The following is a 26,513-nucleotide window of genomic DNA, read 5'->3' as shown; positions in this document are numbered from 1 at the left end:
CTCCACAGTGCAGCGGACCTAGAATTCGTCGCCATGCAACTCAACCGCCGACCCCGCAAAACCCTGGGCTTTCAAACACCAGCCGAGAAAATGGCCGCACTGATAAACTCAACCGAAACATAGGAAGTGTTTCCACGACCGCTAGAATCCGCCAGGGGCGGGAGAGCTAGCGGGGCGTCGGAAAGCGCAGCGGTTTGGAAAACGTGTCGCTGCAGCGTATGCTGTTAAGTCGGTGTATAGCGTCAGCGAGGCTGGCGCGGATACGCCACCGCAGTAGACAACAAACATGCAGGTGACGGCACACTTGGCCGTCGCCAGAAAAGTAGAGGTTATGGCTAAGGAAGGCGCAATCGAGGTAGAAGGCCGCATTATCGAGCCTTTGCCCAACGCAATGTTCCGTGTCGAGCTCGACAATGGACACAAGGTTCTTGCACACATTTCTGGCAAGATGCGTCAGCACTACATTCGCATCCTCCCAGAGGACCGTGTGGTTGTAGAGCTGTCTCCTTATGACCTGACCCGCGGACGCATCGTCTACCGCTACAAGTAAAGACAGTAAGCCTCCTCACCCAAGGGTGAACCCACAGGTTCACTCTGTCCACCTCAGGCTACGGTGGCCTGAGCCCGCACTGGTAAGCAACCCAAGGATTCCCGGCACGGTCCGGGCGAAGCGTTGCATGGAGCGGGACGGATGGGGAGAAAACCGCCGTAACAACCCGAAAGGACACGCCATATGGCACGTCTAGCTGGTGTTGACCTCCCCCGCAATAAGCGCATGGAGGTCGCTCTCACCTACATCTACGGCATCGGTCCAACCCGTGCCAAGGAACTGCTAGAAAAGACTGGCATTTCTCCTGACCTGCGCACTGACAACCTGGATGATGACCAGCTGTCGGCGCTCCGTGACGCAATTGAGGCTACCTGGAAGGTTGAGGGTGACCTCCGCCGTCAGGTTCAGGCTGATATCCGCCGCAAGATTGAAATCGGAAGCTACAAGGGTCTGCGCCACCGTCGTGGCCTGCCTGTACGTGGCCAGCGCACCAAGACCAATGCGCGCACTCGTAAGGGTCCGAAGAAGACGATCGCAGGAAAGAAGAAGTAATTCATGCCTCCAAAGACTCGTTCCGGCGCGCGCCGTTCCGGCCGTCGCGTCGTAAAGAAGAATGTGGCCCTCGGCCACGCATACATCAAGTCCACCTTCAATAACACCATCGTCTCGATCACCGATCAGACCGGTGCTGTTATCTCTTGGGCATCCTCCGGCCACGTTGGCTTCAAGGGTTCCCGTAAGTCCACTCCGTTCGCCGCTCAGATGGCAGCCGAGAATGCTGCACGCAAGGCAATGGATCATGGCATGAAGAAGGTTGACGTATTCGTCAAGGGTCCGGGCTCCGGCCGCGAGACCGCCATCCGTTCCCTGCAGGCTGCAGGCCTCGAGGTTTCCTCGATCACGGATGCAACCCCACAGCCGCACAACGGCTGCCGTCCGACCAAGCGCCGCAAGGTTTAAGGGAAAGGAAGAGGTAAGAAAATGGCTCGTTACACTGGCCCCGCTACCCGCGTATCCCGCCGTCTTCGCGTCGACTTGGTCGGCGGAGATATGGCATTCGAGCGCCGCCCGTACCCACCGGGACAGGCTGGCCGCAACCGCATCAAGGAATCTGAGTACCTGCTGCAGCTCCAGGAGAAGCAGAAGGCAAAGTACACCTACGGTGTGCTGGAGCGTCAGTTCCGTCGCTACTACGCAGAGGCTAACCGCCTCCCAGGCAAGACCGGCGATAACCTGGTTATCCTGCTCGAGTCCCGCCTGGACAACGTAGTTTACCGTGCAGGTCTGGCACGCACCCGCCGCCAGGCTCGCCAGCTTGTCTCCCACGGTCACTTCACCGTGAACGGCAAGAACATCAACGTTCCTTCCTACAAGGTCACCCAGTACGACATCATCGATGTCCGTGACCGCTCCAAGAAGATGGAATGGTTCGAAGATGCTCAGGACGCCCTCATCGATGCCAACGTACCGGCATGGCTGCAGGTTGTTCCTGATACCCTGCGCATCCTCGTGCACCAGCTGCCCGAGCGCGCTCAGATCGACATTCCGCTGCAGGAGCAGCTCATCGTCGAGCTTTACTCGAAGTAAACTGTTATACCGCACGGCCTGTAATGGCCTGGCGGATAACCAGGAATCTTCAATCCCGAAGGTTTTTACCCCTCTACCGGCGTCAAATAGCGGTCGCCGAAAAGGAGAATTTCAATGCTCATTTCCCAGCGTCCTCAGCTCACCGAGGAATTCATCGACTCGTCTCGTTCCAAGTTCGTCATCGAACCGCTCGAGCCGGGCTTTGGCTACACCCTCGGTAACTCGCTGCGTCGTACCCTGCTGTCCTCCATTCCGGGTGCAGCGGTAACCTCCATCAAGATCGATGGTGTTCTCCACGAGTTCACCACCATCAACGGTGTGAAGGAAGACGTTTCCGAGATCATCTTGAACATCAAGAGCATGGTGCTTTCTTCCGACTCCGATGAGCCGGTTGTTATGTACCTGAGCAAGGAAGGCCCAGGCGATGTCACCGCGGGCGATATCCAGCCGCCGGCTGGCGTGGAGATCCATAACCCGGATCTGCACATCGCTTCCCTGAATGACACCGCCAAGCTGGACATTGAGCTCGTCGTCGAGCGCGGCCGTGGCTATGTCCCAGCCGCTCCTACCTCCGGTGAGATCGGCCGCATCCCGGTCGACCAGATTTACTCCCCGGTCCTCAAGGTCTCCTACAAGGTCGAGGCAACTCGTGTTGAGCAGCGCACCGACTTTGACAAGCTGACCATCGACGTCGAAACCAAGAACTCGATTTCTGCACGCGATGCCCTGGCTTCCGCCGGCGGCACCCTGGTCGAGCTGTTCGGCCTGGCTCGCGAGCTGAACAACGCTGCCGAAGGCATCGAGATCGGACCCTCCCCGCAGGAGACCGAGTACATCGCTGCTTATGGCATGCCGATCGAGGACCTGAACTTCTCCGTCCGCTCTTATAACTGCCTGAAGCGTCAGGAGATCCACACCGTGGGTGAGCTCGCTGAATGCACCGAGTCCGACCTGCTGGATATCCGCAACTTCGGCCAGAAGTCGATCAATGAGGTAAAGATCAAGCTGGCTAACTTGGGCCTGGCTCTCAAGGACACCCCTGAGGACTTCGACCCGACCCAGCTCGAGGGCTACGACGCAGAAACCGGTGACTTCAAGGATCCGGCTGCTGAGGATTCCGAGTAAAGAACCCCGCTGACTTGCGGCAATGACCTAATTGCCGCGCGCTCAACTTTTACCGCATACGAGGAGTACACAATGCCAACCCCTAAGAAGGGTGCCCGTCTCGGCGGCTCCGCCAAGCAGCAGGCTCACATGCTGAGCAACTTGGCAGCCAGCCTGATCGAGCACGGCGCTATCAAGACCACCGATGCCAAGGCGAAGGTTCTTCGCCCGTACATCGAAAAGATCATCACCAAGGCTAAGTCCGGCACCGTTGCTGACCGCCGCGCAGTTCTGAAGCTCATCCCGCGCAAGGATGTCGTTTCTTACCTGTTCGACGAGGTTGCCCCGAAGTTTGAGAACCGTGAGGGTGGCTACACCCGCACCATCAAGCTGGACAACCGCACCGGCGACAACGCCCCGATGTCCCAGATCTCCCTCGTTCTCGAGGAGACCGTGACCTCTGAGGCTAACCGCGCTACCCGTGCTGCTGCTTCCAAGCAGGCCGAGGAAGCTAAGGCAGACGAGGCTGCTGAGACCGAGGCACCTGCCGAGGAGACCGCAGCTGAGGAGTCCGAGGAGAAGTAATTTCCCTTCAGCCCTAGCGCGTGGCCGCCGCCTTTCCCACCCGTGGGAGGGCGGCGGCTTTTTCATGTCCGCACCCAACCAGGGCTCAGCGCACGAGCGACCCAGACCCAGCGCCGGCGGGCAGTCAACACTCCGGTAGCATGAAGCCCACTATGACAGATGCAGCATCGACCTCCCCCGAAGGGCCGGCGGACGGGTTCGTTCGCCTGCGCCTGGACTTGGCTTATGACGGCACGGACTTTCATGGCTGGGCCAAGCAGAAGGGTGGCCTGCGCACGGTGCAAGGCGTGCTCGAAGAGAAGCTCGCGATGATTGCGCGCACGGAGGTGCCGCTTACCGTAGCTGGCCGGACGGATGCTGGCGTCCATGCCCGTGGCCAGGTGGCGCACGTGGACGTTCCGGAAGAGATGCTGGCGCAGCGGTCGGTGGCGGGGGAGCCGGGAAAGCTGGTGCGTCGGCTAGCAAAGCTTCTGCCAGAAGACGTTCGGGTACACGGGTGCGAGTTCGCACCCGCGGGCTTTGACGCGCGATTTTCGGCACTGCGTCGGCACTATGTCTATCGGATTACTACCAATCCGCGCGGCGCGCTGCCGACGCGTGCGCGGGATACGGCCGAATGGATTAAGCCGGTGGATATCGATGCCATGCAGGACGCCGCCACCGCCCTGGTGGGCCTGCACGATTTTGCGGCCTTTTGTAAGGCCAAGCCGAACGCCACGACCATCCGTGAATTGCAGGAATTTTCCTGGCGCGACGTTTCTACGCCCGAAGAACCGGAGCTTTTTGAGGCCCGCGTGAGTGCCGATGCGTTCTGCTGGTCGATGGTGCGCTCGCTGGTGGGGTGCTGCCTGCGCGTGGGGGAGGGGCGCCGCGATGCCGATTTCGCTGCGGCACTGCTGCAGGAGACGAAGCGCTCGTCGAGCATCCCCGTGGCCCCGGCAAAGGGGCTCTCGCTCGTCGCCGTTGATTATCCGGCGGCTGACCAGCTGGCCGCTCGCGCTGAGGTCACCCGCGAAAGGCGCAGCGCCGACTAGCGCCCAAGTGGCAGCCAGTGCTTACCTGGGATAGCCTGTGTGCTGGGTGTACACAGACTTTTCGGGGGAAAATCATGGCACGTCCGCTGCCTACTACCAAGGCCCAGGTATCGGGCCATAAATTCTTGCGCCGCCGCGTCGAGCATGGGCTCGTGCTGGGCGATATCCGCATGATCCACGATCCTTTGGCAAGGCGCCGCAAAGCGCTACTTTTCGGCGGGGTCGGCGTCGCCTTCCTGGCAGTGGGTTCTGGCATGTTGGCATGGCTGCAGCCGAGCCCGCAGCCGGGTGAGGCGCCGATTGTGCGCTCGGAGCAGGGCCAGCTCTTTGTGGATGTCAATGACACCTACCACCCGGTATTCAACCTGGCGTCGGCGCGCATTATCGCCGGGCAGGCGGCCGAGGCGCAAACCATTGGGGATGAGCACCTGCAAGAAGCGCTACTGGGCTCACCGGTGGGTATCTCGGATGCTCCTGGGTACCTCGCGGCGGCAGGCGAGAATCCCCAGCGGCGATGGGTAGCGTGTTTGGCCGGCAAAGATGAGGCGCCGTCTACAGAAAACCCGACCAGCATTGGCGGCCACCAAGTAGCGTCGCAGGAGATTATTGTCCTTGCTGAGCCCGAGCAGAAAAGCCTCGGTGAGGAGCGCGCCGCACTGGTGGAATCCGAGGGCACGCAGTGGCTTATCACAGAGGAAGGCCGCGTGGCGTTGCCAGATTCCTCCAGCACCGAAGGGCGCGTCGTGCGCCGGGCGCTGGGCGTGGACGATGACACCCACACCTGGCCCGTGCCGCCTGAGCTGCTCAATGCCTTTGCGGAGCTGCCACCGCTGAACTTTCCGGCCGATCCGCCCGAGGTTGTTGATACTGGGCAGAGCCTGTGGGCGCGTACGGCCGAGGGCGTAGCGGAGCTCACCCCCACCCAGGCGGAGATACTCACAGGCGTGGGAGCCAAGGAGACGACAGCCACGCCGCAGGAGATTGCCGCGCTTGCCGACGCCCCCTTAAACCTCAGCCTTCCCTCCACGTCCTTCCGCTTCTTAACCCCAGACGATGGCTGGATGTGTGCTGCTAACGAGGGCGGCGGGGTAGTGGTACCTGCCCAAGCAGGCACCGTCGCTTTGGCCGGTGAGTCGGTGGCCCATCGCTTTGGTGGGCTTAACGCTGGTGGCGTAGGCGTAGACAGCGGCCATGGCTATCACGTGGTCTCACCCACGGGCCAGCGGCACGAGGTCAAGGACAAGGAGACCTTGGAAGCCCTTGGCACCGGAGTGGGCGCGCAGGTGCCGTGGGAGATCCTGCGCTTGCTGCCGGAAGGCTCTGCGCTCAACCGTGAGCAGGCGCTGCAGGTTAGTTCTTAGGTCGTAGCCCGCGCCATACCGCCCACGCAGCTAGCGCCAGCGCTAATCCACCCAGCACCCAGGCACTGCGTGTGGGGGCGCGCGAGTCGCCTTCGTCGGCGGGGCGGATAGTCATAGCTCGGGTATCGACGTCCGCGCCTGATTCCACGTGGGTGAGCACAGTGAGCGGGTCGATGAAGCCGTGACCTGGCTCCGCGGCGTCCTCCAAGCGTTTGCGGAGGGCAGCCGGGCTATCGTCGGGAAAGCGCTGTGCCAAGAGGGCAGCGGTGCCGCTGACCACCGGCGCGGCAAAGGAGGTGCCATGGAACTGCGCCGTTCCGTCCGTGCCTTCCTTACCATCGGCCCATCCACCCGCGGGGTTGAGCGCTAGCGGAATGAACCCTTGCGCAGCAAGCTGGGGTCCGTCGGCCGAATTAAGAGAGTAGTCAGCGAGTTCGTGTGAATCCGCTTGGGCGCTAACCGAGAGCACCGTGGGCGAATCCGCCGGAAAGACGCGGTCACCCATCTCACAGCTGCCAGAGGACGCATTGCCGGATGCTGCAATCACCACGGCCCCGGAATCTTCCGCATGAGCCAAAGCACGATCCAATCGAGAAGTATCGACCTGCGCGGCCACATCCGGCGGGACGCAGGAAACAACCGAAATGTTGATGACGTGGGCACCGGCAGCGGCGGCGTCATCGATGGCGCGGGCCAAGGTGTCCAGCGATCCGGTGGTACTGTCTTCCGCTTCCTGGCGATAGTGCGCGCTGGTCTGGCGCACAGCGTAGATTTCTGCACGCGGGGCGATACCGATATCGTGACTGGCGATGACACCGGCCACGACGGTGCCGTGCAGGTCGCAATCGCGATGCGGCTCTGGTTCCTCCGGCGCGACAAGATCCGCGCCACTGCTGAGATGCCGCAGCTGATCGTGACGGGCCACGCCAGTATCGATAACGGCTACTTTGACGCCTTCCCCGGTAGCAAAGGAATGTAGACGGGCCCGGTAGTCTAGCTGCTCCTCGCTTGGTTGGGGCGAAAGCGGTGAGGAATGTGCGGCGGCGCATTCGCGGTCCGGTTCGCGCGCGGCCGCATAGGGAGCAGCAGTCAGTCCTGCAGCGAATGCAACTACTAAAGCGGCGGGTAGCACGCGCATTATCCAAGTCCCCTAATGAGCACGAAGACACCGGCAAGGTGCGCGGCCAGCGGCAAACTAGCGGCAATGGCCAGGGATTCTATGCGCTCAAACCACGCGATGGTGGTGGGCTCGAGCCCGGCCACCTTGGGTGCCCACAGCGGGGCGCTCAGCATGGCGAGGAGAACCAGGCAGGCAACAAGGATTGGTGCCCAGGCATCGGCAATCCCGGAATTCGCCACCGCGTGGGTAGCGCACAAGCACGTAGCGAGACAGGCGGTCATCGCCAGCAGCATCAGGGCCCAGCTAGCCAACGCACGACCGTGCCGGGCAGCATGCATAACGACGGCACCCGCGGTGGTCACGCAGAGTGCTTGGACGAACCCCACGCCGGTGTGCTCAGCACCAAAGAGCACCGCAACGTATTCGGAGAGAGAATCAGGCGCGCCGCTCGTCGGCGCCAAGGCCGGACCACTGCCCGTCAGTGAGAGGGCGATAAGGGCTGGAATGAGGCAGAGTGCCAGCCCGCAGCACATTCCCTCATAGGCGCTGCCGGCGCGCCGGGCACGGATATCGACATCCGGCTGGACGGCATCAGAAACCGCGAGGTCTTGGCCGGCCGTGGGCAACTGCGGGACTTTGAGCCCAGCGGTGGCAACGGTCAGCGCAGGAGCTGCGGCCAACAGGATAATTCCGGCGATCACCACGCAGGCGGCAGCCGCCGTACCGTGGCTGCCCTGGAGACCTGTCCCTGGTCCGGGCAGCAGGTAGCCCAAAGCCGCGACCAATAACAGCACCGAGACGGTGAGTGCCACGGCGGTAGTTCGAACCGTGCTCAACCCGGTGACGTGGCAGGCAAGCAGCACGATGAGGAGGGCGACGCAGGCGGTGAGTGCGGCAAAGGGGGCTTCGCCAAGCGAAGGCGAAATTACCACCCAGCCACACGCCATGCCGGCTACCAGGCTAAGGTGCACCAGCGATAAGGCCCGGGTCCACAAGGCGAGCAACAGGGCACCAGCGGTCAACGCCGCCCACGCCGCGAGGGGAAGGGAGCTAACCCACACGAGGGCGAAGGCGGCAAGCAGCCCCGCCCACGCCCAGATGGTGGGAAGGGCGGCGGTAGTATCCTCCTCAGCCGCGGCGGCGAGCGATTCCGCCGCATCCCGAATCACTGGTGCAGGCCGGCGCTCGCGCGGACTAATAACCAGGATGGAGCCTTCCGTGAGCGCAGTGGCAGCCAATGGGGCGGTGAGATCGATGGCGCGGCCGGAGGCTGTGCTCGCGCGCCAAGGCTCAGAAATGGTGGGCGCATCCACCAAGTCAGTGATTTCCGCCAAAAGCTCTCCCACGCTGGAGCTTAGCGGTAGCGCCACGTCCGCCTCCTTGTGGAAAGCGCCGGCATGAATGCGAACGGTAAGGCGCAAATGATGCGCCGTTGCAGTAGTCATGATGTCCCCCGAAAAATGTATGGATTGTGGGCGTCCCCCTTGCCCAATGCCACATATTGTGGCTTACTAGTGGCGACGTGTCCACCGCAGCGCGGGGAATCTTGGCAGGGGGCCAAGGGCGCTTGGCGCGTGGCTCGGGGGAGGTTATTTAGGCATGCTTGGGATCGGGGATACCCGCGTCATTGAGCCGTTGACCATGCCATTGCGGGATGCTGCGCCGCCGCTGCCCACCGGCAGCATCGAGGCCGAGGAGGTCCCGGAAGCGGTGCGTCCACAACCGGTGCCGCTGGTGCGGCTGCTGCTTCCGGTGGTGATGATTGCGGCGATGCTCGGCATGGTCGCCCTCATGGTGTTAGGCGCTGGGGAATCCCGGCAGATTAGCCCGATGGCCTTGATGTTTCCATTGATGATGCTGGCGAGCATGGCCATGATGTTTGGGCCCAATAACAGCGGGCAGGACCCGGATGAAACCCGGCGCACTTACCTGCGCCACATCAAAGCGTTGCGAGAAAAGGCGCTGCGCAATGCCTCGGCGCAGCGTGCACATGAAAGTTATCGCCACCCGGCACCGGTGGAACTCAGCACTCTAGTCGGCTCGCGCCGTATGTGGGAGCGTGGCCCGGATGACTCGGACGCCCTCGAGGTACGCGTGGGAACTGGACCAACGACTTTGTGCACCCCCATCAACGTGCCGGATTCGGGCGCCACGGAAGACTTGGACCCGGTGTGTGCGGTAAGCATGCGCCAGACCATAAAGGCGGTGGGCACCGTTCCGGATATGCCGGTGGTTATCCAACTGCAGGCCTTTCGCTTCCTGTCCGTGTCAGGTACCGCGTCTTCCCGAGGTGAAGAGCCCGCAGATCCCGCCCGAGATATGGTGCGCGCAATGGTGCTGCAGATGGCGTTGGCGCATGGCCCGGAAACCTGCGTTATCGAGGCCATCGGTGGCCAGTGGGAGTGGCTGAAGTGGCTGCCCCATGCGCGCACACCGGAAAAGGCGCGCTTTCGCATCCTCATCGTCGATGGTGTGCTGACCACGGGAACCGAAGACTTCTTCCACGATAATTCCTATACCACCATCATTGAGGTCGGTGGGGCGCCGTCTTCGGCGCTGGGGGTACGCGCTGAACACGAAGGACTAAGCCTCGTGGCAGGGGAGCAGCTGCAGGTGGTCACCGCGGCAGGGGTGGAAGACCTTGGGGCTCCTGATGGAATGAGTGCGGCCGGAGCGACATTGCTCGCGCGCAGTATGGCCTCCTACCGCCGCCCCGATAGCACTTCTGGCAGGCGCGGCAGTGACCTTATGGGCCTTTTGGGTTACCGCGATGTGGAAGAGCTAGCAGCCAGTGGCATGTGGCATGGCCGGGAGGGCTCGGCGCGTCTCATGGTGCCCATCGGCATCGATACGGTGGGTCAGCCCGTCACCGTGGACCTCAAGGAATCTGCCCACGGCGGAATGGGGCCGCACGGCCTGTGCATCGGTGCGACCGGCAGCGGCAAGTCGGAGCTGCTGCGCACCCTTGTCACCGCGCTGGCGGCTACCCATAGTCCGGACGAGCTTAACCTCGTGCTCGTGGATTTCAAGGGCGGCGCGACATTCTTAGGATGCGACCGCCTGCCGCATACCTCCGCGGTGATTACCAACCTGGAGGAGGAATCTACTCTGGTAGAGCGCATGTATGATGCCATCTCCGGCGAGATGAATCGCCGCCAGGAGCTGCTGCGCACCGCCGGAAACTTTGCCAATGTCGGCGAGTACAACGCTTCTGCCACCGCCGTGCATGAGCACGGGCCGCTTCCGGCCTTGGTCATTGTGGTCGATGAGTTCTCGGAGCTTTTGGGCCAGCACCCGGATTTCGCGGAACTCTTCGTCGCCGTCGGCCGCTTGGGGCGCAGTCTCCACGTGCACCTGCTTTTGGCCTCCCAAAGGCTCGAAGAAGGCCGCTTGCGGGGGCTAGATTCCCACTTGTCCTACCGAATCGGCCTGAAAACCTTCTCCTCAGCGGAATCCCGCCAGGTATTAGGCGTGACCGATGCCTACCACCTGCCCGGCCAGCCCGGCGCGGGCTACCTCAAATCCGATGCCGAAGCCTTGACCCGCTTCCAAGCTTCCTACGTGTCTGGGCCCCTGCCGCGCCGGGCGCTTGCCGACGCCTCCGTGGACCACCCCGCAGCCTCCCGCGGCCGCGTACAGCTCTTTGATGGCTGGTCCGAGGAAGAAGACAATGCTAGCGCTGCAGTGGTTCTCGATGACTCCACCACTGTGCTTACCGAGGTCGTGCGCGCCGCGGCGGAAGAGGCCCACCTGCGCGATCAATCGGCGCACCGCATTTGGTTGCCGCCGCTACCGCCGGTTATTGAGCTATCCGCGTTGCCGGGGCTTTCCGGTGCAGATGACGCGGGTGCAGTCTCGCCCGCAGTGGACCAAGGGTCGCTGCGCGCGCCCATCGGCATTATCGATAGGCCGTATTACCAACGCCAGGATGAGCTGATTATTGATTTCACCCAGCACGGCGGACACATGGCCCTGTGTGGTGGCCCGCAGTCCGGTAAATCGAGTGCGCTGCGCACCATCGTCTCTGCGTTAGCTCTACGGCATGACCCGCAAGCGGCACGCTTCTACGTCATCGATCTTGGCGGCGGTCAGCTAGCATCCCTGGAGCGACTGCCCCACGTGGCTGGAGTTGCCGGGCGCGAGGAGGGCGAAAAGGTACGGCGCATCGTCGACGAAGTAGCTGGGTTTATCCGCCGTCCAGAACGGTGCGCAACCTTCCTCGTCATTGATGGCTGGCACCACATCGGTACCTCCAGCGCCGAGTTTGAAGACATAGCTGAGAAGGTCACCGAGATCGTCGCCGATGGCGCCTCCGCCCACGTGCACGTCATCATTGCCACTTCGCGGTGGACCACGATGCGCCCGGCTATTCGCGATCTCATTGCCAATCGCCTCGAGCTACGCCTGGGTGAGGCCTTGGATTCGCTCATCGACCGCAAACTACAGCAAAAGCTCCCCAGCGCGCCGGGCCGCGGGCTCACCTTGGCGGGTGAAAATATGCTCTTAGCGCGCACCTCCAACCAGGACATCGCCCACATCTGCCGCGTTCATGCTGCGGCTGACCCAGTCCCACAACTCAAGATGCTGCCCGCCGTGCTTACTCCGGCCGCCCTCGCAGCTCAAGGGGATGTTCCCGCCCGCGAGATCGCCTGGGGCATCGGCGGGCGCGACCTCGATACGCTGACCTGGAATCCGTCGCGCGAGCCGCACCTAGTGGCAATCGGGGCGCAGGGGTGTGGCAAGTCCACCTTCCTGGCGCAGGTCATGCGCGGTATTAGCGCTTTTGCGCGGGAAGACGCCCGGCTCGTGGTCATCGACCAGCGCCGAGCCCACCTGGGAACCTTGGACCAGAACATGGTTGCTGCCTACGCCGCGACGCAGTCGAGTGCGCAAGAGACCATTGTCGATACAGTCCGGACCCTGGAATCTCGCCTGCCTGGCCCGGACATCACCCCGGCGCAGCTCGCCGCACGAGATTGGTGGCAGGGCCCAGATATATACCTAGTCATCGATGATGCGGACCTGCTGAGCGATATTGCCCTCTCGCCACTGCTGGAATTGCTCCCACATGCCCGCGACATTGGATTGCACCTTGTTATCGCTCGCAAATCCGGCGGCATCGGCCGTGCCCTCTTTGGCCAATTCTTTTCCGCGGTGCGCGATCTGCAGCCGGCGCTGCTGCTTTTCGACGCCGACCGCGACGAAGGAACCATCTTCGGCCTCAAGCCCTGCCACCAACCACCCGGCCGCGGTCAGTGGAGCATCCGCGGTGAAAATCTCGGCGTCGCCCAAGCGGTGTACCTAGAAGGAGAGAAGTAAATGACCACCAATCTCAGCGCGCATACGCCAACCGAGACCCCTATCCCTACTGGTGGGGAGACCACCGCCGTCCCTATTACCGTCACCATCCTGGATGCGGCCACCATCTTTGAAGGGCCCGAAACGGTCTATCGCTATGACCTGCCGGGAACCGGCATTGTGGAAGGCTGGGCCTTAGGCCAAGTCATGGATCAGATATCCAAGATGGCGGGACCGTCTTGGCCCGACGCGGAAGCCTGTGTGGTGGCAGACTCTTCCGGTACGGACATTGCGCAGGAAGCCACCTCCATCATCTGCCGGCAATTGGAAGTCACCGGGGTGCGCCTCATCGACCCAGAACCAGCCGTCTCCCCGCTAGCGGCCCCGGACCCACTCGGTCCGCCTCCTCACCCGACTACTGAAGCCACTGATTCGGCACCTCCCACTACGGTGATGGAGGCACCTGCCTACGACGAGCCGGTAACGCCACGCTGGACCGACCGCCTGCGCGGTTGGCTCGGAGCCATCGATATCTTTCATGTGGCAATTGCCGTGGTCATCATCGCCGTGGCTGGGGCTTCTTGGTGGGCCATCGGTGCCCAAGCTTCAGACGATGACGACGCCGCTCCGGATGCATCGCACCCGCAACCCCGGGCCACCGCGCCGAGCCGCGAGGGCACAGCGGAGTCCGCGCCGGCCTCGCCACCACCGGGTACTACTGGTGCGCCGGAATCCGGCAGTGACGAATTGAGCCCAGGTGAAAAGCGCCTAGACGTGGAGGGAATGTCAGTAGTCGTCCCCAGTGGGTTCCACACCAAGGTAGAAGAAGGCCTGGTCACCGCCACCGGGAAAGACCCGAACCTACGCATCCTGTTGGCGGCGGATGAGATGTTTAACGTGCCGGCGGATGCCTTGTTTAAAGAAATTCACGCGCAGGTCGACGAAGATCCGGCGCTTCGCGATGCCACCGATGAGGCCGGGCGTCTGACCTATACCGAAGACCCTGGGGACGGCTCCTTGGTGGAATGGACCACCTGGGAAGACCGAGGGCACCAGATGTCCGTGGGATGCCATACCCGGCATAACTCCAACGCCGTTCAAAAGGCGGCCTGCCGCATGGCCACGGAAAGCCTGGTCAAAAAATAGTGTCAAAAACTTTGCGCCAGCCGGGAACCGTTTGGTGGAAAGTTCAGTCCAATAAAAGTGAGAAAGCACAGATGCGAAGCACAGCTGCTTTTTCGGGGGAAATACACACAATCTCATCCGCCCTAAGGAGGGGCGCACTCTTATGTCTCAGACTTTCAAGACACAAGCCGATGTCATGGTTGCCACCGCCGGCAAAGTCGATAACACCAACGATGAAGTCCAGGGTGAGCTCACCCGCCTGCAGGGCGTCGTCGACTCCGTCCGCGGCAGCTGGGCCGGCCAGGCGCAGGTCTCCTTCGATGACCTGATGCAGCGCTACAACACCTCTGCGCAGCAGCTGCGCGAGGCCTTGGCTTCTATCTCTGACAATATCCGCAGCAATGCCCACAATTTCGACAACGTGGAAGCAGAAAACACCCAGGCCTTCTCCAACGTGGGCGGCGGGCTCGCCCTCTAAACCGCACCGCACACTTCACTACTCCGCAGCCCAAAAGCTATAGATTCACAGAAGGGAATCCATCACCACATGTCCGAGATCAAGTACGAATTCGGTGCCATTTCTTCCGCCGCAGCCGATATCAACGCCACCTCTGGTCGCATCAACAGCACCCTGGCAGACCTGAAGGCGCGCCTTCAGCCCATGGTGAGCACCTGGGAAGGCGAGTCCGCCGTGGCTTATAACCAAGCGCAGGCCAAGTGGGACAAGGCGTCCCAGGAACTCAACACCGTGCTCGCCACCATCTCCAAGACCGTCTCGCAGGGCAATGATGCAATGAGCGACGTCAACCGTCGCGCTGCCGCAAGCTGGGGTTAAATCCACACCCTGTTTGCACGGTTCCACGCTGTTCCCGTCGGGGCTGCGGTGCCACTGACCATACCCGCGTGGCAGGAGGCGGACGCAGCCGCAGCCCTGGCCAAGAAACCAGCGTGAGTACTCCTTTTCTAGTTCTTGTCTCTTGCTATCTCTTCCATTCTTTAAAGTCGTACCTTTCTAGTCCGTACCTACGAGCCGGCACCTCCCGTTTGAGCCGCGGAAGGTGCCGGCTTCGGTGTTTTGGTCTTTGGGCAGGTGAGCAAGTAGGGTAGGAAACCTATGTGTTCGCTCGTCGGCAAGCAGCTGGCGAAGCGCTCCCTGCAGGTCTCCACCGGCCGCTGTACGGGAGTGAATGGATGCTTAGCGCTGGCCGGCAGTTCCGAGACAGACTTTCAAGGAGTCAAATTGTCTACTTTCCACCCAAAGAGCGGTGACATCACCCGCAAGTGGTACGTCATCGACGCTACTGATGTGGTGCTGGGCAAGCTCGCTTCCACCGTTGCAGACCTGCTGCGCGGCAAGCACAAGCCACAGTTCGCACCGAACGTTGATGCTGGTGACCACGTCATCATCATCAACGCTGACAAGATCCACGTTTCTTCCGTCAAGCGCGGCCGCGAGATGCGCTACCGCCACTCCGGTTACCCGGGCGGCCTGAAGTCCATGACCCTGGGTCAGTCTTTGGACGCCAACCCGGTTCGCGTTATCGAAGAATCCGTTGCCGGCATGATGCCGCACAACAAGCTCTCCCGCGCTTCCATCAAGAAGCTGCACGTCTTCGCAGGCGAAGAGCACCCGTACGCCGGCCAGAAGCCGGAAACCTTCGAGTTTAAGCAGGTGGCACAGTAATGTCTGAGCAGAACATCGACAACAACGTAGCCGACGCTGCTGACATCGCTGCAGCAAGCGCCGCTACCGAAGAGTTCACCAACACCATCGGTGATTCCATCGCACCGGCCGAGACCGAGGAGGTCGAGGCTGCCGCTCCGGTACACGAGGGCCCGATCCAGACCGTCGGTCGCCGTAAGCGCGCCGTCGCACGTGTTCGCCTCGTTGCTGGCTCCGGCCAGATTGTGGTTAACGGCCGCGAGTTCGGCGAGTACTTCCCGAACAAGCTGCACCAGCAGGATATCCTCACTCCGCTGACCCTGCTGGAGCGCGAGAACCAGTTCGACCTCAAGGTCACCGTTAACGGCGGCGGCCCGACCGGTCAGGCTGGCGCCCTGCGTCTGGCTATCGCTCGTGCACTGAACATCTACAACCCGGCTGACCGCACCGCCCTCAAGAAGGCTGGTCTGCTCACCCGAGATGCTCGTGCAGTTGAGCGTAAGAAGGCTGGTCTGCACAAGGCACGTCGCGCACCGCAGTACTCCAAGCGTTAATCTCGCTTATACTGCGCGCGCAAGCGCTACGCAAAGCCGCTGCTTCCTTTGGGAGGCGGCGGCTTTCGTCGTTTTGAGCTTCGGCAGAGGATAATGACACCTCTGCATGGTAGTACTATATGTGGTACTGATTAATTGTGGGTAGCAGCGTAGAAGAAATCTTGGCCAAAATGAAAAGAAGCCCAGTGAACATAGCTTTTTCGGATCTAGTAAGTGTGTGTGACTATTTTTTTGAACGAAGAAGCAGCAAAGGTACGTCGCATAGAACTTATAAGACGCCATGGCGTGGAGATCCCCGAGTGAATATTCAGAACGCGAAAGGAAAAGCGAAAGCTTACCAAGTTCGCCAAGTTCTTAAAGCGGTACAGAAACTACAAAGCGAGCAAGAAAGAAGATAAAAATGGACGTCAGCAAATACACCTATCAAGTCTTCTGGTCTGAAGAGGACAATGAGTTCGTGGCGACGGTTGCCGAGTTTCCTTCACTATCGTGGCTGGATTCTGATCGTAGCTGTGCAGAGCAGGAACTTCTGAAGTTGGTCGCGGAAGTAGTAGAAGATATGCAGGTTTCAGGGGAAGTCATCCCACAACCGCTGGGGGCTCGTTCATATTCGGGAAAATTCAACGTTCGAACCTCTCCGTCGCTGCATCGCAAACTAGTAATGGAAGCTAGGACGGAAGGAATTTCACTCAACGCATTGATAAACCAGAAGCTTGCCTCCGCCTAGACCGCCCCAACATGCAATCGATGGGCACAGGAGTGCATAATTGATTGCATGACTCGACTTTTTGGAACCGATGGCGTTCGCGGCCTCGCGAACAAGAAGCTGACCCCAATTCTGGCCTTGCAACTAGGCCAGGCCGCTGCAGAGGTATTTACCGCCAAGCGCGAATCCTATGAGCGCCAGCCGCTGGCCATTATTGGCCGCGACCCGCGTGTTTCTGGCGAGATGCTGGATGCAGCGATTGCGTCCGGGCTGGCTTCCCGCGGCGTGGACGTGGTGCGCGTGGGCGTGCTGCCGACGCCGGCGATTGCCTACCTGACGGATGACTATGGTGCGGATTTGGGCGTGATGATTTCCGCCTCCCACAACCCGATGCCAGACAACGGCATCAAGTTCTTCTCCGCAGGTGGTAAGAAGCTACCAGACGAGGTAGAAGATCAGATTCAGGCCACCATGGAAAACCTCACCGAGGATGGCCCGACCGGCACCAAGTTGGGCCGCATCATCTCGGAGGCTCCAGACGGACGCGAGCGCTACCTCAACCACTTGAAGGAAGTGGTCTCCACCGACCTGGGCGGCATCAAGGTGGTCGTAGACACCGCCAATGGTGCGGCCTCCAAGGTTGCTCCGATCGCTTACGAGGCGGCTGGTGCAGAGGTTATTGCTATCCACAACAAGCCGAATGCCTTCAATATCAATGAGGACTGCGGTTCGACGCACATTGAAAAGGCACAGGCGGCCGTCGTCGAGCATGGCGCCGATCTGGGCCTAGCCCACGATGGCGACGCCGACCGTTGCCTGGCTGTGGATGCCGAGGGCAATGTTGTTGACGGTGACCAGATTATGGCACTGCTGGCCGTAGGCATGAAGGAGGATAATGACCTGCGCTATAACACTCTGGTAGCAACCGTCATGTCTAACCTGGGCCTGAAGCTAGCCATGCAGGAGCAAGGCATCGAGGTGCGCCACACCGCAGTAGGCGACCGCTACGTGCTGGAAGAGCTCAACCGCGGCGATTTCTCCTTGGGCGGCGAGCAGTCTGGCCACGTCGTGTTGCCAGATGATTGCACGACTGGCGACGGCACGCTTACTGGCCTGTCCATCATGGCGCGCATGGCTAAGTCCGGGAAGTCCCTAAAGGAATTGGCATCGGTAATGACCGTGCTGCCACAGGTGCTCATTAACGTGCCGGTTTCTGATAAGGGTGTCATCATGGACGCCCCCGAGGTACAAGAGGCCATTGCCCAGGCCGAGGAAGAACTCGGCGAAACCGGCCGCGTCCTGTTGCGCCCCTCCGGCACTGAGGAGGTTTTCCGCGTCATGGTGGAGGCCGCCGATAAGGAGCAGGCCCGCAAGGTTGCCGGCAGGCTTTCCGCCATCGTTTCCTCGGTCTAGCGCAACCGCCGGGTGCGGAAGAATTTTGGCATCCTAGGGAACCATTTGGTGCAATCCCCAGTCCAATGAAGGTGAGAACTTTTACCGCATATGGATTTGGGGGAATACACCAGTGTCTGAGGTTTTTCTTCGCCCCTCGGAGGCGATGTCCGCACTACGGCAGGTCGTAGCCGATAACGACGAACAACGCGATGCCCACCGGGCCGAGGTGCCGGATTTTCCGGTGGCCGCGGCTGGACGCAACTTTGGCGGCCACGGTGAGCGCATTCGTGATGTCTTGGCGCGCATCCATGAGCGCGGCGGGCAGAGGTTGGATAATTTATCCGCCACCGCCCATGCCGCTCATGAACAGGTGCGCGCCTTTGCCGATTTTGATGAGTCCTTCGGCAGCTCCTTTGCACGCGGCGGGGAGGCGGACAGCAAGTGAGTGCGCTGACAAAATCCCTGTTGGGGGACTATTCCAACGCGATTTCCCAATTCCAGTTCGCATGCTTGGGAAGCTACTCGGGCCCCAGCATGCCGATGAACCTACTGGGGGAGCTAGTCGGTGCGGTGGACGGCATCGCGCCCGAAAACCTGGTGAAAAACACCGTTGCGGCCGTAGGCGGTAACCGACCGAAGGGAGGCGGTGCTGGACTAGCGGGCTATTTGCAGCAAGATGATTCCGAGGTTGCTCAAGGAGCCATGCGTGAGCACCTGTGCGGCGTGCAGGAAGACTTCGACATTGACCGCCAGGACGCCGCCCATCTCACCAGTTCGGCGGAGCAGTGCTCGGGCGCTATTGCCGACGTCGTCGATGTCTCCGACACCGCCCTAACCGAGCTCATCTCTGCGGTCATCCCACTGCTGAATATCTTGTCCATGGTGGCCACCAAGCACCCGCTGGCCAGGTTTATTATCCCGATTCTTTCCACCATCGGTGGGCGCGTTATCGAAGAGACGAATCACAATATCGCTAGCACCTGCCGCGACCGCGATGATGCGATTGAGTCCTGCTATAACGAGTTTGAATCGCGCTGCGAATGCGTCTGTGAGCGCCCAATGCCGGAAGAATGCCCGCCCCCGCCCCCGCCCTCGCAGCCCACCGAGCCGGCCCAGGTGGAGTGTCCACCAGAGCCCACGCCCATGCCGGAGCCCGACTCAAAGCAAGAATCCAGCCAGACCACTTCCACGCCGCCACAGCCGGCGCCTCCTTCGCCACCACCAGTTCCGCCAAGGGAATGCCCCGAGCCCGAGCCGGAGCAATCATCCAAGACGGAAGTGCACACGGAGACCACTGCAGAACACGGCGCGGGCTGCCACTGCAATGAATGCACCGAGCAATCATTTACCGAGCGACCAGCGCAGTCCCAGCGCGACGTAGAGATCACCAGGCCGGCACAGGCGGAGATCATTCCGCCGCAGGAGCCGCCAGAACAGCCACAGCAAGTAGAAGAGCCGTGCCCGGAACCTGAACCCCAGCCAGAGCCGAAACCTAAGCTAGACATGGATACGGAACCCGCTTCTGACTCGGGCGCAGGCGAGGAAACGCTCTGCCCGGAAAATACCGCGGAAAGTACCGAAGAATGTGTGGAAACGACCCAAACCAGCTCAGAAGGCTGTGGAATTGAATCCTCCTGCAGTGGCAGTCTCGGCCTGGTAGGGGCCGGAATTGCTTTGGTAGGCGTGGGCCTCATTGTGGAAGGCGCCGCGCAGTGCCTGGAGAACATGTCCGAAGCGGATTGCCCGGTGCAAGAGCCCGAACCGGACCCCGTCCCTGAGCCTCAGCCAGAGCCAGAACCAGATCCCTGCCCGGAACCTGAGCCCGAACCCGAGCCGGAGCCGGAGCCATGCCCCGAACCGGAGCCAGTTGGTGATGATGGCGTAATGGCGCCGCCTCCTGAGCTGTCTCAGGTAGAGGAGCCAACGCCGCCACCAGAGAAGGTGGCACACCTCCAGGCGGCCGGTCCAGCAGAGGCGCCGGCACCGTCACCGGCACCAACCCCAGCTCCTGAACCAGCACCGGCACCGGACCCAGCACCGCAGCAGGAGGCGGCACCCGCGCCAGAAGAACCAACCATTAAGGCACGAAAGGCAGGTCAGTGGTAATGAATAACGACTTCGCAGAATTTGCGCAGGGCTTTCGGGAAAGGACGGCTAAACGCCTGCTGGAATTTGAAAAAACGCTGGCGAAAGCCCAAGACGAGCTAGAAAAGTCCGCGGATAAAGCCATGCAGGAGGCGCGAGGGGAGAAGGGGCAGGTGGGGCGTCGGCAAGCGGCGACGGCGCCAAGGCCCCGATATGGCGCTGCCCCGGCACGCTCAAGGAACGCGTCGGGGCAGGTGCAATCTGTGCTGCGGCGGGGCTAATACCTTAGGCGTCGCGGGTGACGCCGGCGCGCTCGGCCAAGTCCTCGCCTACGAGGCTTTCGACCTTCTTGGCGCTCGCCTCTGGATCCGCAAAGGCGTCATAGGCGGAATCGCCATTGAGGGTGGCCAGCAGGAAGCCGGTGACCAAGCCGCGGGCGATTTCGGTAGGGCCGGACTGGAAGGCGGCGGTGCCGATGGCGAGCTTGCGCAGGCGATCCTCGGTAAAGCCGGCGTGGCTGCCCTTGTCGATGGCGCGGAAGCAGACCGGTCCGTTCCAGTTATGGGCCAGCTTGGCGGGGTTGCCGGCATTGAAAATATCTTCCTGGCCGGAGCCAATGACCAAGCCCGGGGTAGTAATGCGGCGGGCTGCCTGCACCGCAGACGGCGCGGTGATGGAAGGGTAAATCGCGGCGACGGCGGCGACCTTCTGGTTATCCAAGGCGCCCAGCACGGCCGTGCCACCGCCCATGCCGTGGCCAATCATGCCGAGCTTGCCCGGGGAGACCGTAATATTGCCAGCGCCAAGCTTTACCCCAGCGGCAATCTGCAGCGCGGATTCCATATCCGCGGCCAGGTTGCGGTGGTTGGGGAAGGGGCCGGTCTCGGAATCGGGGGCTACCACGACGATGCCCCAGCTAGCCAGGTGGCGCAGGGTGGCGTGGTAATCCTTAATCTTGTGCATCCAGTCATGGCCAAAGGCCACGGCGGGCAGGCTTTGGCCCTCCGCGGGGGTATAAACCTTGCCGGTGATTCCGGCATAGTCAAGGTCGCCAACCAAAACTCGGTTGCGACCGCGCTTCGACAACGTTGCTAGATGTTTATTCAAATTCGCAGACACGCATTCAAGGATAGATGAAGATCACCCGCTAGGCGGGAAAGGGTGTGGGTTTATCTGAGAAATGTCTGCGCAGTATCCCGCCGAGCCACGGGTGTGGTGGAAAGGCTTTCCTAAGCCCCTCCTAACTTGCGCGCCTGTGTGTAGGGGAGTGCAATGTGTGGGCAACTACATACTCTTTTTATTTTTGGGAAGGCGGGCTGCGGTACATGACTACCGGCGTCGTTGATGTGGAAGAACTTTCTACTCGTTATGGGATGGAGGTAAAGACCGAGGTCATTGACCGCGTGGCACATGCCTCCGATGCCTCGCACTACCTGTACACCCCCAAGGCAGTCATTGAGGCCCGCTCGGCTGAACACGTGGCCGCCATCTTCCGTGCGGGCCGACAGCAGAATGTTCCGGTCACCCTGCGCTCTGGCGGTACCTCCCTTGCCGGCCAGGCCTCTGGCGATGGTTACCTGGTGGACGTGCGCAAGCATTTCCGCGGCATCGAGGTGCTGGATGAGGGCAAGCGCGTGCGCGTCCAGCCTGGTGCGACGGTGCGCCAGGTCAACGCCCGCCTGGGCCTGCGCAATCGCAAGCTTGGCCCGGATCCGGCCAGTGAATCTGCCTGCACCATCGGTGGCGTGGTGGCCAATAACTCTTCCGGTATGGCCTGCGGTACTGAGCTCAATACGTATAACACTCTGGAATCGCTAACGTTTGTGCTGCCTACCGGCACGGTGATTAATACCGCCGATGCGGATGCAGACCGGCAGTTCCAAGAGCAGGAACCGGAGCTGGTGGAAACGCTTATCCGCCTGCAGCGCCGCGTGCGCGATAATCAAGAGTCCGTGGATATTATCCGCCGCCACTTCCAGCTGAAAAACACGATGGGCTATGGCCTCAATTCCTTCCTGGACTTTGATAGCCCGGTCAAACTTTTTGAGCACTTGCTTATCGGCTCGGAGGGAACCCTGGCCTTTATTGCGGAAGCGGTTTTCCGCACCGTGCCGATTTCTAAGCTGACCACCACCACGGTGGCGGTATTTGATGATCTCACCGCTGCCACCAAGTCCCTGCCGGCTCTGTTGGATACCGGGGCGGCCACCTTGGAGCTAATGGACTCCGCCTCTATTCGCGTGGGCCAAGGCTTTGACAAGGTTCCGCAGGCCATCACCGGTTTCGACGTGGACAAGCAGGCCGCACTGCTCATTGAATACCACGCCGACGCGGAAGAAGAATTGCGGGAGAAGGAAGGCAAGGGCTCGCAGCTTCTGCGCGAGCTGCCATTGCAGTCCCCGGCCGCTTTCTCTGCAGACACCGCCGCTCGCAATGCCGCGTGGAACTTCCGCAAGGGCCTCTACGCCCAAGTAGCAGAGGCACGCCCGTCCGGTACGACTGCCCTTTTGGAAGACATCGTCGTGCCCGTGGGGGATTTGGCTGATACTTGTTCGTCCCTGCAGGAACTCTTTGCCCGCTATGGCTATGACGACGCCGTTATCTTCGGCCACGCCAAAGACGGCAATATCCACTTCTTGCTTACGGACCGCTTTGAAGGCGATGACGCCATCGGTCGGTATAACGACTTCAACGAAGGCATGGTGGACTTGGTCCTCTCCGCCGAGGGCAACCTCAAGGCGGAACACGGCACCGGCCGCGCCATGGCGCCGTATGTGCGCCGCCAGTACGGCGACGAACTCTATGCGGTCATGCAAGAACTCAAGCGGGCCTGCGATCCCACCAACACGATGAACCCAGGCGTCATCTTGGACGATGACCCCGATGCGCACATCAAAAACATCAAGCTCAACCCCACGGTGGAAGAGGAAGTGGACCGCTGCGTGGAGTGCGGCTACTGCGAGCCGGTTTGCCCGTCGCGCGATCTCACGCTGACCCCACGCCAACGCATTGTGGTGCGCCGTGCCCGCAAGCGCGCGGAAGAAGCCGGCGATAGCCAGCTCGTAGCCGAGCTGGATGAGGCCTATGAATACATGGGCATCGAGACCTGCGCGGTGGATTCCATGTGCCGCACCGCCTGCCCAGTAGGCATCGATACCGGCAAGTTCATCAAGCGCCTGCGCCGCGAGGAGGCGCAACCAGCGCAGCAGAAGCTGTGGGGCGCTGCCGCCAAGAATTGGCAGGTGGTTAGCCAAGGCGCCGGGCTTGCGCTGACCGGCGCGCACTTGCTTCCCACCGAGCTGGTCAAGAAGGTTACCGACGTGGGCCGCAGCCTCATCGGCACCGATAACCTGCCGCAGTACCAGCCGGAGCTGGGCAAGGGCGGCAAGTCCCGCGGCCGCTTGGCCGGGCGCGTGGGCGACCGCTACGCGCAGACCACCGGCATCTACCTGTCAGCCTGCGTGAACACCATGTTTGGCCCGCAGGGCGGCGGCAAGGGCACTACCGATTCCTTCGTGGCTCTCTTGGAGCGCGCCGGGGTAGCGCTGGAGGTTCCGGCGGGCATCGACAAGCTCTGCTGTGGCACCCCATGGGCTTCTAAGGGCATGCAGGCCGGCCACGATGCAATGGAACAGCGCGTGCGCGATGTCGTTATGGAGGCCACCGATGGTGCGCGCCTGCCGGTCATCGTGGACGCTAGCAGCTGCACAGCCGGATTTAAGGACATGCTGGAGTCGGTAGGCATTACCGTCATCGACGCCATTAGCTTTACGGCCGATACCCTCCTGCCACAGCTTGCGGTCAAGAACCCCGCGGCCTCCGTGACCGTGCACCCCACCTGCTCTGCCTTCCAACTGGGCATGATGGAGGACGTAGAAAAGGTAGCCCGCGCCGCCGCGGCCGAGGTCCACATTCCTACTGACTGGAATTGCTGTGGTTATGCTGGCGACCGCGGCATGCTCCACCCAGAACTTACAGAAGCCGCTACCCGCGCCGAGGCAGCGCAAGTCAAGGAAATCGGGGCGCAGTATCACGCCTCGACCAACCGCACCTGCGAGCTCGGCCTGACCCGTGCTACCGGCGAGGATTACCACCACATTCTGGAGCTTTTGGAGCAGGCGACGCGCTAGTTTTCCCAGCGCACTAGCGGGTGGGGTGTTAGGCTTCGCTTGCCGACGCCCCGCCCGCCTAGAGGTTTGCCCCTCGTGCTGTAAAATCAGCAACCATGTGTGGAATTGTTGGATATATTGGTCACGCTGGTGGTGACCGTGATTACTTCGCCCTCGACGTAGTTCTGGAAGGGCTGCGCCGTTTGGAATACCGCGGCTATGACTCCGCTGGCGTAGCAATGTACGCCGACGGGGACATCAGCTGGCGCAAGAAGGCCGGTAAGGTCGCTGCGCTGGATGCTGAGATTGAGGCCCGCCCGTTGCCAGACTCCGTGCTGGGCATTGGCCATACCCGCTGGGCTACCCATGGTGGCCCTACCGACCTGAATGCGCACCCGCACGTGGTCGATGGCGGCAAGCTGGCCGTGGTGCACAACGGCATCATTGAGAACTTCGCCGAGCTCAAGTCCGAGCTTTTGAACAAGGGCTATAACTTCGTCTCCGAGACCGATACCGAAGTTGCCGCTACTTTGCTGGGCGATGTCTTCCACAACGAGGCCGCTGGTGACCTCACCAAGGCGATGCAGCTGACCTGCTCCCGCCTCGAGGGCGCATTCACCCTGCTGGCCATCCACGCCGAGCAGGCCGATCGCATCGTTGCCGCTCGCCGTGACTCGCCGCTGGTTATCGGCCTGGGCGAGGGCGAGAACTTCCTCGGCTCTGACGTATCCGGCTTCATCGATTACACCAAGTCCGCCGTGGAGATGGACAACGACCAGGTCGTGACCATCACCGCCGACGAGGTAGAAATCACCGATTATGAGGGCAACCCTGCACAGGGCAAGCCTTTTGAAATCAAGTGGGATGCCGCCGCTGCCGAAAAGGGTGGCTTCGATTCCTTCATGGAAAAGGAAATCCACGATCAGCCTTCCGCTGTGCGCGATACCCTGCTCGGCCGCTTCGACGAACAGGGCCAGCTGACCCTCGATGATCTGCGCATCGATGAGACCGTTTTGAAGTCCATCGACAAGATCATCGTCATCGCTTGCGGTACCGCCGCCTACGCCGGCCACGTGGCACGCTATGCCATCGAGCACTGGTGCCGCATTCCTACCGAGGTCGAGCTCGCCCACGAGTTCCGCTACCGCGATCCGATCGTGAACGAGAAGACCCTCGTCGTCGCGCTGTCCCAGTCCGGTGAGACCATGGATACCCTGATGGCCGTGCGCCACGCCCGCCAGCAGGGCGCCAAGGTTATTGCCATCTGCAATACCCAGGGCTCGTCCATTCCGCGCGAATCCGATGCCGCGCTCTACACCCACGCCGGTCCGGAAATCGCCGTGGCCTCCACCAAGGCCTTCCTGGCGCAGATTACCGCTACCTATCTGCTCGGCCTCTACCTGGCTCAGCTGCGCGGCAACATGTTCGCCGATGAAATCCAGAGCGTTCTGGCTGAGCTGCGCCACATGCCGGACAAGGTCCAAAACGTCATCGACGAAGAGGACCAGGTGGCCAACCTGGCCAACTCCATGAAGGATGCGGAATCCGTGCTCTTCTTGGGCCGCCACGTCGGCTTCCCTGTAGCTCTTGAGGGCGCGCTGAAGCTCAAGGAGATCGCCTACCTGCACGCCGAGGGCTTTGCCGCCGGCGAGCTCAAGCACGGCCCGATTGCACTGATTGAGGAAGGCCAGCCGGTCTTCGTTATCGTGCCGTCCCCGCGCGGCCGCGACTCCCTGCATTCCAAGGTTGTCTCCAATATCCAGGAGATCCGCGCCCGTGGTGCCATCACCATCGTGATTGCGGAAGAGGGCGATACCGCCGTGGAGGATTACGCTAACCACGTCATCCGCATCCCGAAGGCGCCGACCCTCATGCAGCCGCTGCTGGCCACCGTGCCGCTGCAGATCTTCGCCGCGCACGTAGCCAAGTCCAAGGGTTACGACGTGGACCAGCCACGTAACCTGGCCAAGTCCGTGACCGTGGAGTAATCCACGGCGGATTCTAGTGGTCGTGGAAACACTTCCTATGTTTCGGTTGAGTTTATCAGTGCTGCCATTTTCTCGGCTGGTGTTTGAAAGCCCAGGGTTTTGCGGGGGCGGCGGTTGAGTTGCATGGCGACGAATTCTAGGTCCGCTGCACTATGGACGCTTAGGTCTGTTCCTTTAGGGAAGTACTGCCTAAGTAGTCCATTGGTGTTTTCATTGGTGCCCCGCTGCCACGGCGAGCCAGGATCGCAT

Annotated in this window: 24 protein-coding genes and 1 pseudogene; 21 read left to right on the top strand and 4 right to left on the bottom strand. The window is 61.4% G+C overall.

Annotated elements, in window-relative coordinates:
• Positions 1 to 286: 286 nt before the first annotated feature.
• The 8 genes from infA (at position 287) to eccB (ending at position 6,221) form a co-directional block, all read left to right on the top strand.
• Positions 287 to 550, top strand: a complete 264-nt coding sequence (gene infA / locus QKD99_RS10780; protein ID WP_239278101.1) for a translation initiation factor IF-1 — start codon at positions 287 to 289, stop codon at positions 548 to 550.
• Between the two features lie 183 nt (positions 551 to 733).
• On the top strand, positions 734 to 1,102 hold the full coding sequence (rpsM, locus tag QKD99_RS10775; protein ID WP_005322765.1) for a 30S ribosomal protein S13: 369 nt from the start codon (positions 734 to 736) through the stop codon (positions 1,100 to 1,102).
• Positions 1,103 to 1,105: 3 nt separating this feature from the next.
• Positions 1,106 to 1,510 carry a 30S ribosomal protein S11 gene (gene rpsK / locus QKD99_RS10770; RefSeq protein ID WP_005322764.1) on the top strand — a complete coding sequence of 135 codons (405 nt, stop codon included), beginning with the start codon at positions 1,106 to 1,108 and terminating at the stop codon, positions 1,508 to 1,510.
• Positions 1,511 to 1,531: 21 nt separating this feature from the next.
• Positions 1,532 to 2,137: a 30S ribosomal protein S4 gene (gene rpsD / locus QKD99_RS10765; RefSeq protein ID WP_005322762.1), complete on the top strand. Its 606-nt coding sequence runs from the start codon at positions 1,532 to 1,534 to the stop codon at positions 2,135 to 2,137.
• Positions 2,138 to 2,251: 114 nt separating this feature from the next.
• Positions 2,252 to 3,262, top strand: coding sequence for a DNA-directed RNA polymerase subunit alpha (locus tag QKD99_RS10760; RefSeq protein ID WP_005322760.1), 1,011 nt, complete (start codon positions 2,252 to 2,254; stop codon positions 3,260 to 3,262).
• A gap of 72 nt (positions 3,263 to 3,334) precedes the next feature.
• Complete coding sequence (rplQ, locus tag QKD99_RS10755; RefSeq protein ID WP_239278100.1) at positions 3,335 to 3,826, top strand: 50S ribosomal protein L17; 492 nt, start codon at positions 3,335 to 3,337, stop codon at positions 3,824 to 3,826.
• Positions 3,827 to 3,966: 140 nt separating this feature from the next.
• Entirely contained in the window at positions 3,967 to 4,860 is an 894-nt protein-coding gene (gene truA, locus QKD99_RS10750; RefSeq protein ID WP_347951424.1) for a tRNA pseudouridine(38-40) synthase TruA, read from the top strand.
• 74 nt (positions 4,861 to 4,934) lie between these two features.
• Positions 4,935 to 6,221: a type VII secretion protein EccB gene (eccB, locus tag QKD99_RS10745; protein WP_347951423.1), complete on the top strand. Its 1,287-nt coding sequence runs from the start codon at positions 4,935 to 4,937 to the stop codon at positions 6,219 to 6,221.
• Here eccB and QKD99_RS10740 read toward each other — a convergent pair.
• Positions 6,211 to 7,359, bottom strand: a complete 1,149-nt coding sequence (locus tag QKD99_RS10740; RefSeq protein WP_347951422.1) for a S8 family serine peptidase — start codon at positions 7,357 to 7,359, stop codon at positions 6,211 to 6,213. The genes eccB and QKD99_RS10740 overlap by 11 nt on opposite strands.
• The gene (gene eccD, locus QKD99_RS10735; protein WP_347951421.1) at positions 7,359 to 8,786 is read right to left on the bottom strand and encodes a type VII secretion integral membrane protein EccD; all 1,428 of its coding nucleotides are present in this window, start codon (positions 8,784 to 8,786) and stop codon (positions 7,359 to 7,361) included. Before eccD ends, QKD99_RS10740 begins: the two co-directional genes overlap by 1 nt.
• A 154-nt stretch (positions 8,787 to 8,940) precedes the next feature.
• Here eccD and eccCa point away from each other — a divergent pair, with 154 nt between their 5' ends.
• The 11 genes from eccCa (at position 8,941) to QKD99_RS10680 (ending at position 20,448) form a co-directional block, all read left to right on the top strand.
• Entirely contained in the window at positions 8,941 to 12,660 is a 3,720-nt protein-coding gene (gene eccCa, locus QKD99_RS10730) for a type VII secretion protein EccCa (RefSeq protein ID WP_347951420.1), read from the top strand.
• Positions 12,661 to 13,785 (top strand): type VII secretion-associated protein, encoded by a 1,125-nt coding sequence (locus tag QKD99_RS10725; protein WP_347951419.1) that lies wholly within the window; start codon positions 12,661 to 12,663, stop codon positions 13,783 to 13,785.
• Between the two features lie 142 nt (positions 13,786 to 13,927).
• Complete coding sequence (locus QKD99_RS10720; protein ID WP_347951418.1) at positions 13,928 to 14,242, top strand: WXG100 family type VII secretion target; 315 nt, start codon at positions 13,928 to 13,930, stop codon at positions 14,240 to 14,242.
• Positions 14,243 to 14,311: 69 nt separating this feature from the next.
• Positions 14,312 to 14,599, top strand: a complete 288-nt coding sequence (locus QKD99_RS10715) for a WXG100 family type VII secretion target (RefSeq protein ID WP_005322746.1) — start codon at positions 14,312 to 14,314, stop codon at positions 14,597 to 14,599.
• A 405-nt stretch (positions 14,600 to 15,004) separates the two neighbouring features.
• The gene (gene rplM, locus QKD99_RS10710; protein ID WP_204610199.1) at positions 15,005 to 15,448 is read left to right on the top strand and encodes a 50S ribosomal protein L13; all 444 of its coding nucleotides are present in this window, start codon (positions 15,005 to 15,007) and stop codon (positions 15,446 to 15,448) included.
• Positions 15,448 to 15,981, top strand: coding sequence for a 30S ribosomal protein S9 (rpsI, locus tag QKD99_RS10705; protein WP_204610198.1), 534 nt, complete (start codon positions 15,448 to 15,450; stop codon positions 15,979 to 15,981). Before rplM ends, rpsI begins: the two co-directional genes overlap by 1 nt.
• A gap of 400 nt (positions 15,982 to 16,381) precedes the next feature.
• Positions 16,382 to 16,708 (top strand): type II toxin-antitoxin system HicB family antitoxin, encoded by a 327-nt coding sequence (locus tag QKD99_RS10700; RefSeq protein ID WP_005322743.1) that lies wholly within the window; start codon positions 16,382 to 16,384, stop codon positions 16,706 to 16,708.
• Between the two features lie 48 nt (positions 16,709 to 16,756).
• Positions 16,757 to 18,100: a phosphoglucosamine mutase gene (gene glmM, locus QKD99_RS10695; protein ID WP_179387396.1), complete on the top strand. Its 1,344-nt coding sequence runs from the start codon at positions 16,757 to 16,759 to the stop codon at positions 18,098 to 18,100.
• A 112-nt stretch (positions 18,101 to 18,212) separates the two neighbouring features.
• Positions 18,213 to 18,527 carry a hypothetical protein gene (locus QKD99_RS10690; RefSeq protein ID WP_284822017.1) on the top strand — a complete coding sequence of 105 codons (315 nt, stop codon included), beginning with the start codon at positions 18,213 to 18,215 and terminating at the stop codon, positions 18,525 to 18,527.
• Complete coding sequence (locus tag QKD99_RS10685; RefSeq protein WP_347951417.1) at positions 18,524 to 20,188, top strand: hypothetical protein; 1,665 nt, start codon at positions 18,524 to 18,526, stop codon at positions 20,186 to 20,188. The genes QKD99_RS10690 and QKD99_RS10685 overlap by 4 nt, the downstream gene beginning before the upstream one ends.
• Positions 20,188 to 20,448, top strand: coding sequence for a hypothetical protein (locus QKD99_RS10680; protein ID WP_347951416.1), 261 nt, complete (start codon positions 20,188 to 20,190; stop codon positions 20,446 to 20,448). Before QKD99_RS10685 ends, QKD99_RS10680 begins: the two co-directional genes overlap by 1 nt.
• Before the next feature lie 4 nt (positions 20,449 to 20,452).
• Here the strand turns inward: QKD99_RS10680 and QKD99_RS10675 are convergent, their stop codons facing one another.
• Positions 20,453 to 21,286 (bottom strand): dienelactone hydrolase family protein, encoded by an 834-nt coding sequence (locus QKD99_RS10675; protein ID WP_347951415.1) that lies wholly within the window; start codon positions 21,284 to 21,286, stop codon positions 20,453 to 20,455.
• A gap of 206 nt (positions 21,287 to 21,492) precedes the next feature.
• Here QKD99_RS10675 and QKD99_RS10670 point away from each other — a divergent pair, with 206 nt between their 5' ends.
• A complete protein-coding gene (locus tag QKD99_RS10670) occupies positions 21,493 to 24,297 on the top strand; it encodes an FAD-binding and (Fe-S)-binding domain-containing protein (protein WP_347951414.1) in 2,805 nt (934 codons plus the stop codon).
• A gap of 95 nt (positions 24,298 to 24,392) precedes the next feature.
• Positions 24,393 to 26,264, top strand: coding sequence for a glutamine--fructose-6-phosphate transaminase (isomerizing) (glmS, locus tag QKD99_RS10665; RefSeq protein ID WP_347951413.1), 1,872 nt, complete (start codon positions 24,393 to 24,395; stop codon positions 26,262 to 26,264).
• A gap of 35 nt (positions 26,265 to 26,299) precedes the next feature.
• Here glmS and QKD99_RS10660 read toward each other — a convergent pair.
• Positions 26,300 to 26,513: pseudogene (locus tag QKD99_RS10660) on the bottom strand (IS30 family transposase); the annotation flags it as partial.

Origin of the sequence: Corynebacterium sp. c3Ub_189, from assembly GCF_039907195.1 — a bacterium.
GTDB lineage: Bacteria > Actinomycetota > Actinomycetes > Mycobacteriales > Mycobacteriaceae > Corynebacterium.
This window is presented reverse-complemented; position numbering and strand designations above follow the sequence as displayed.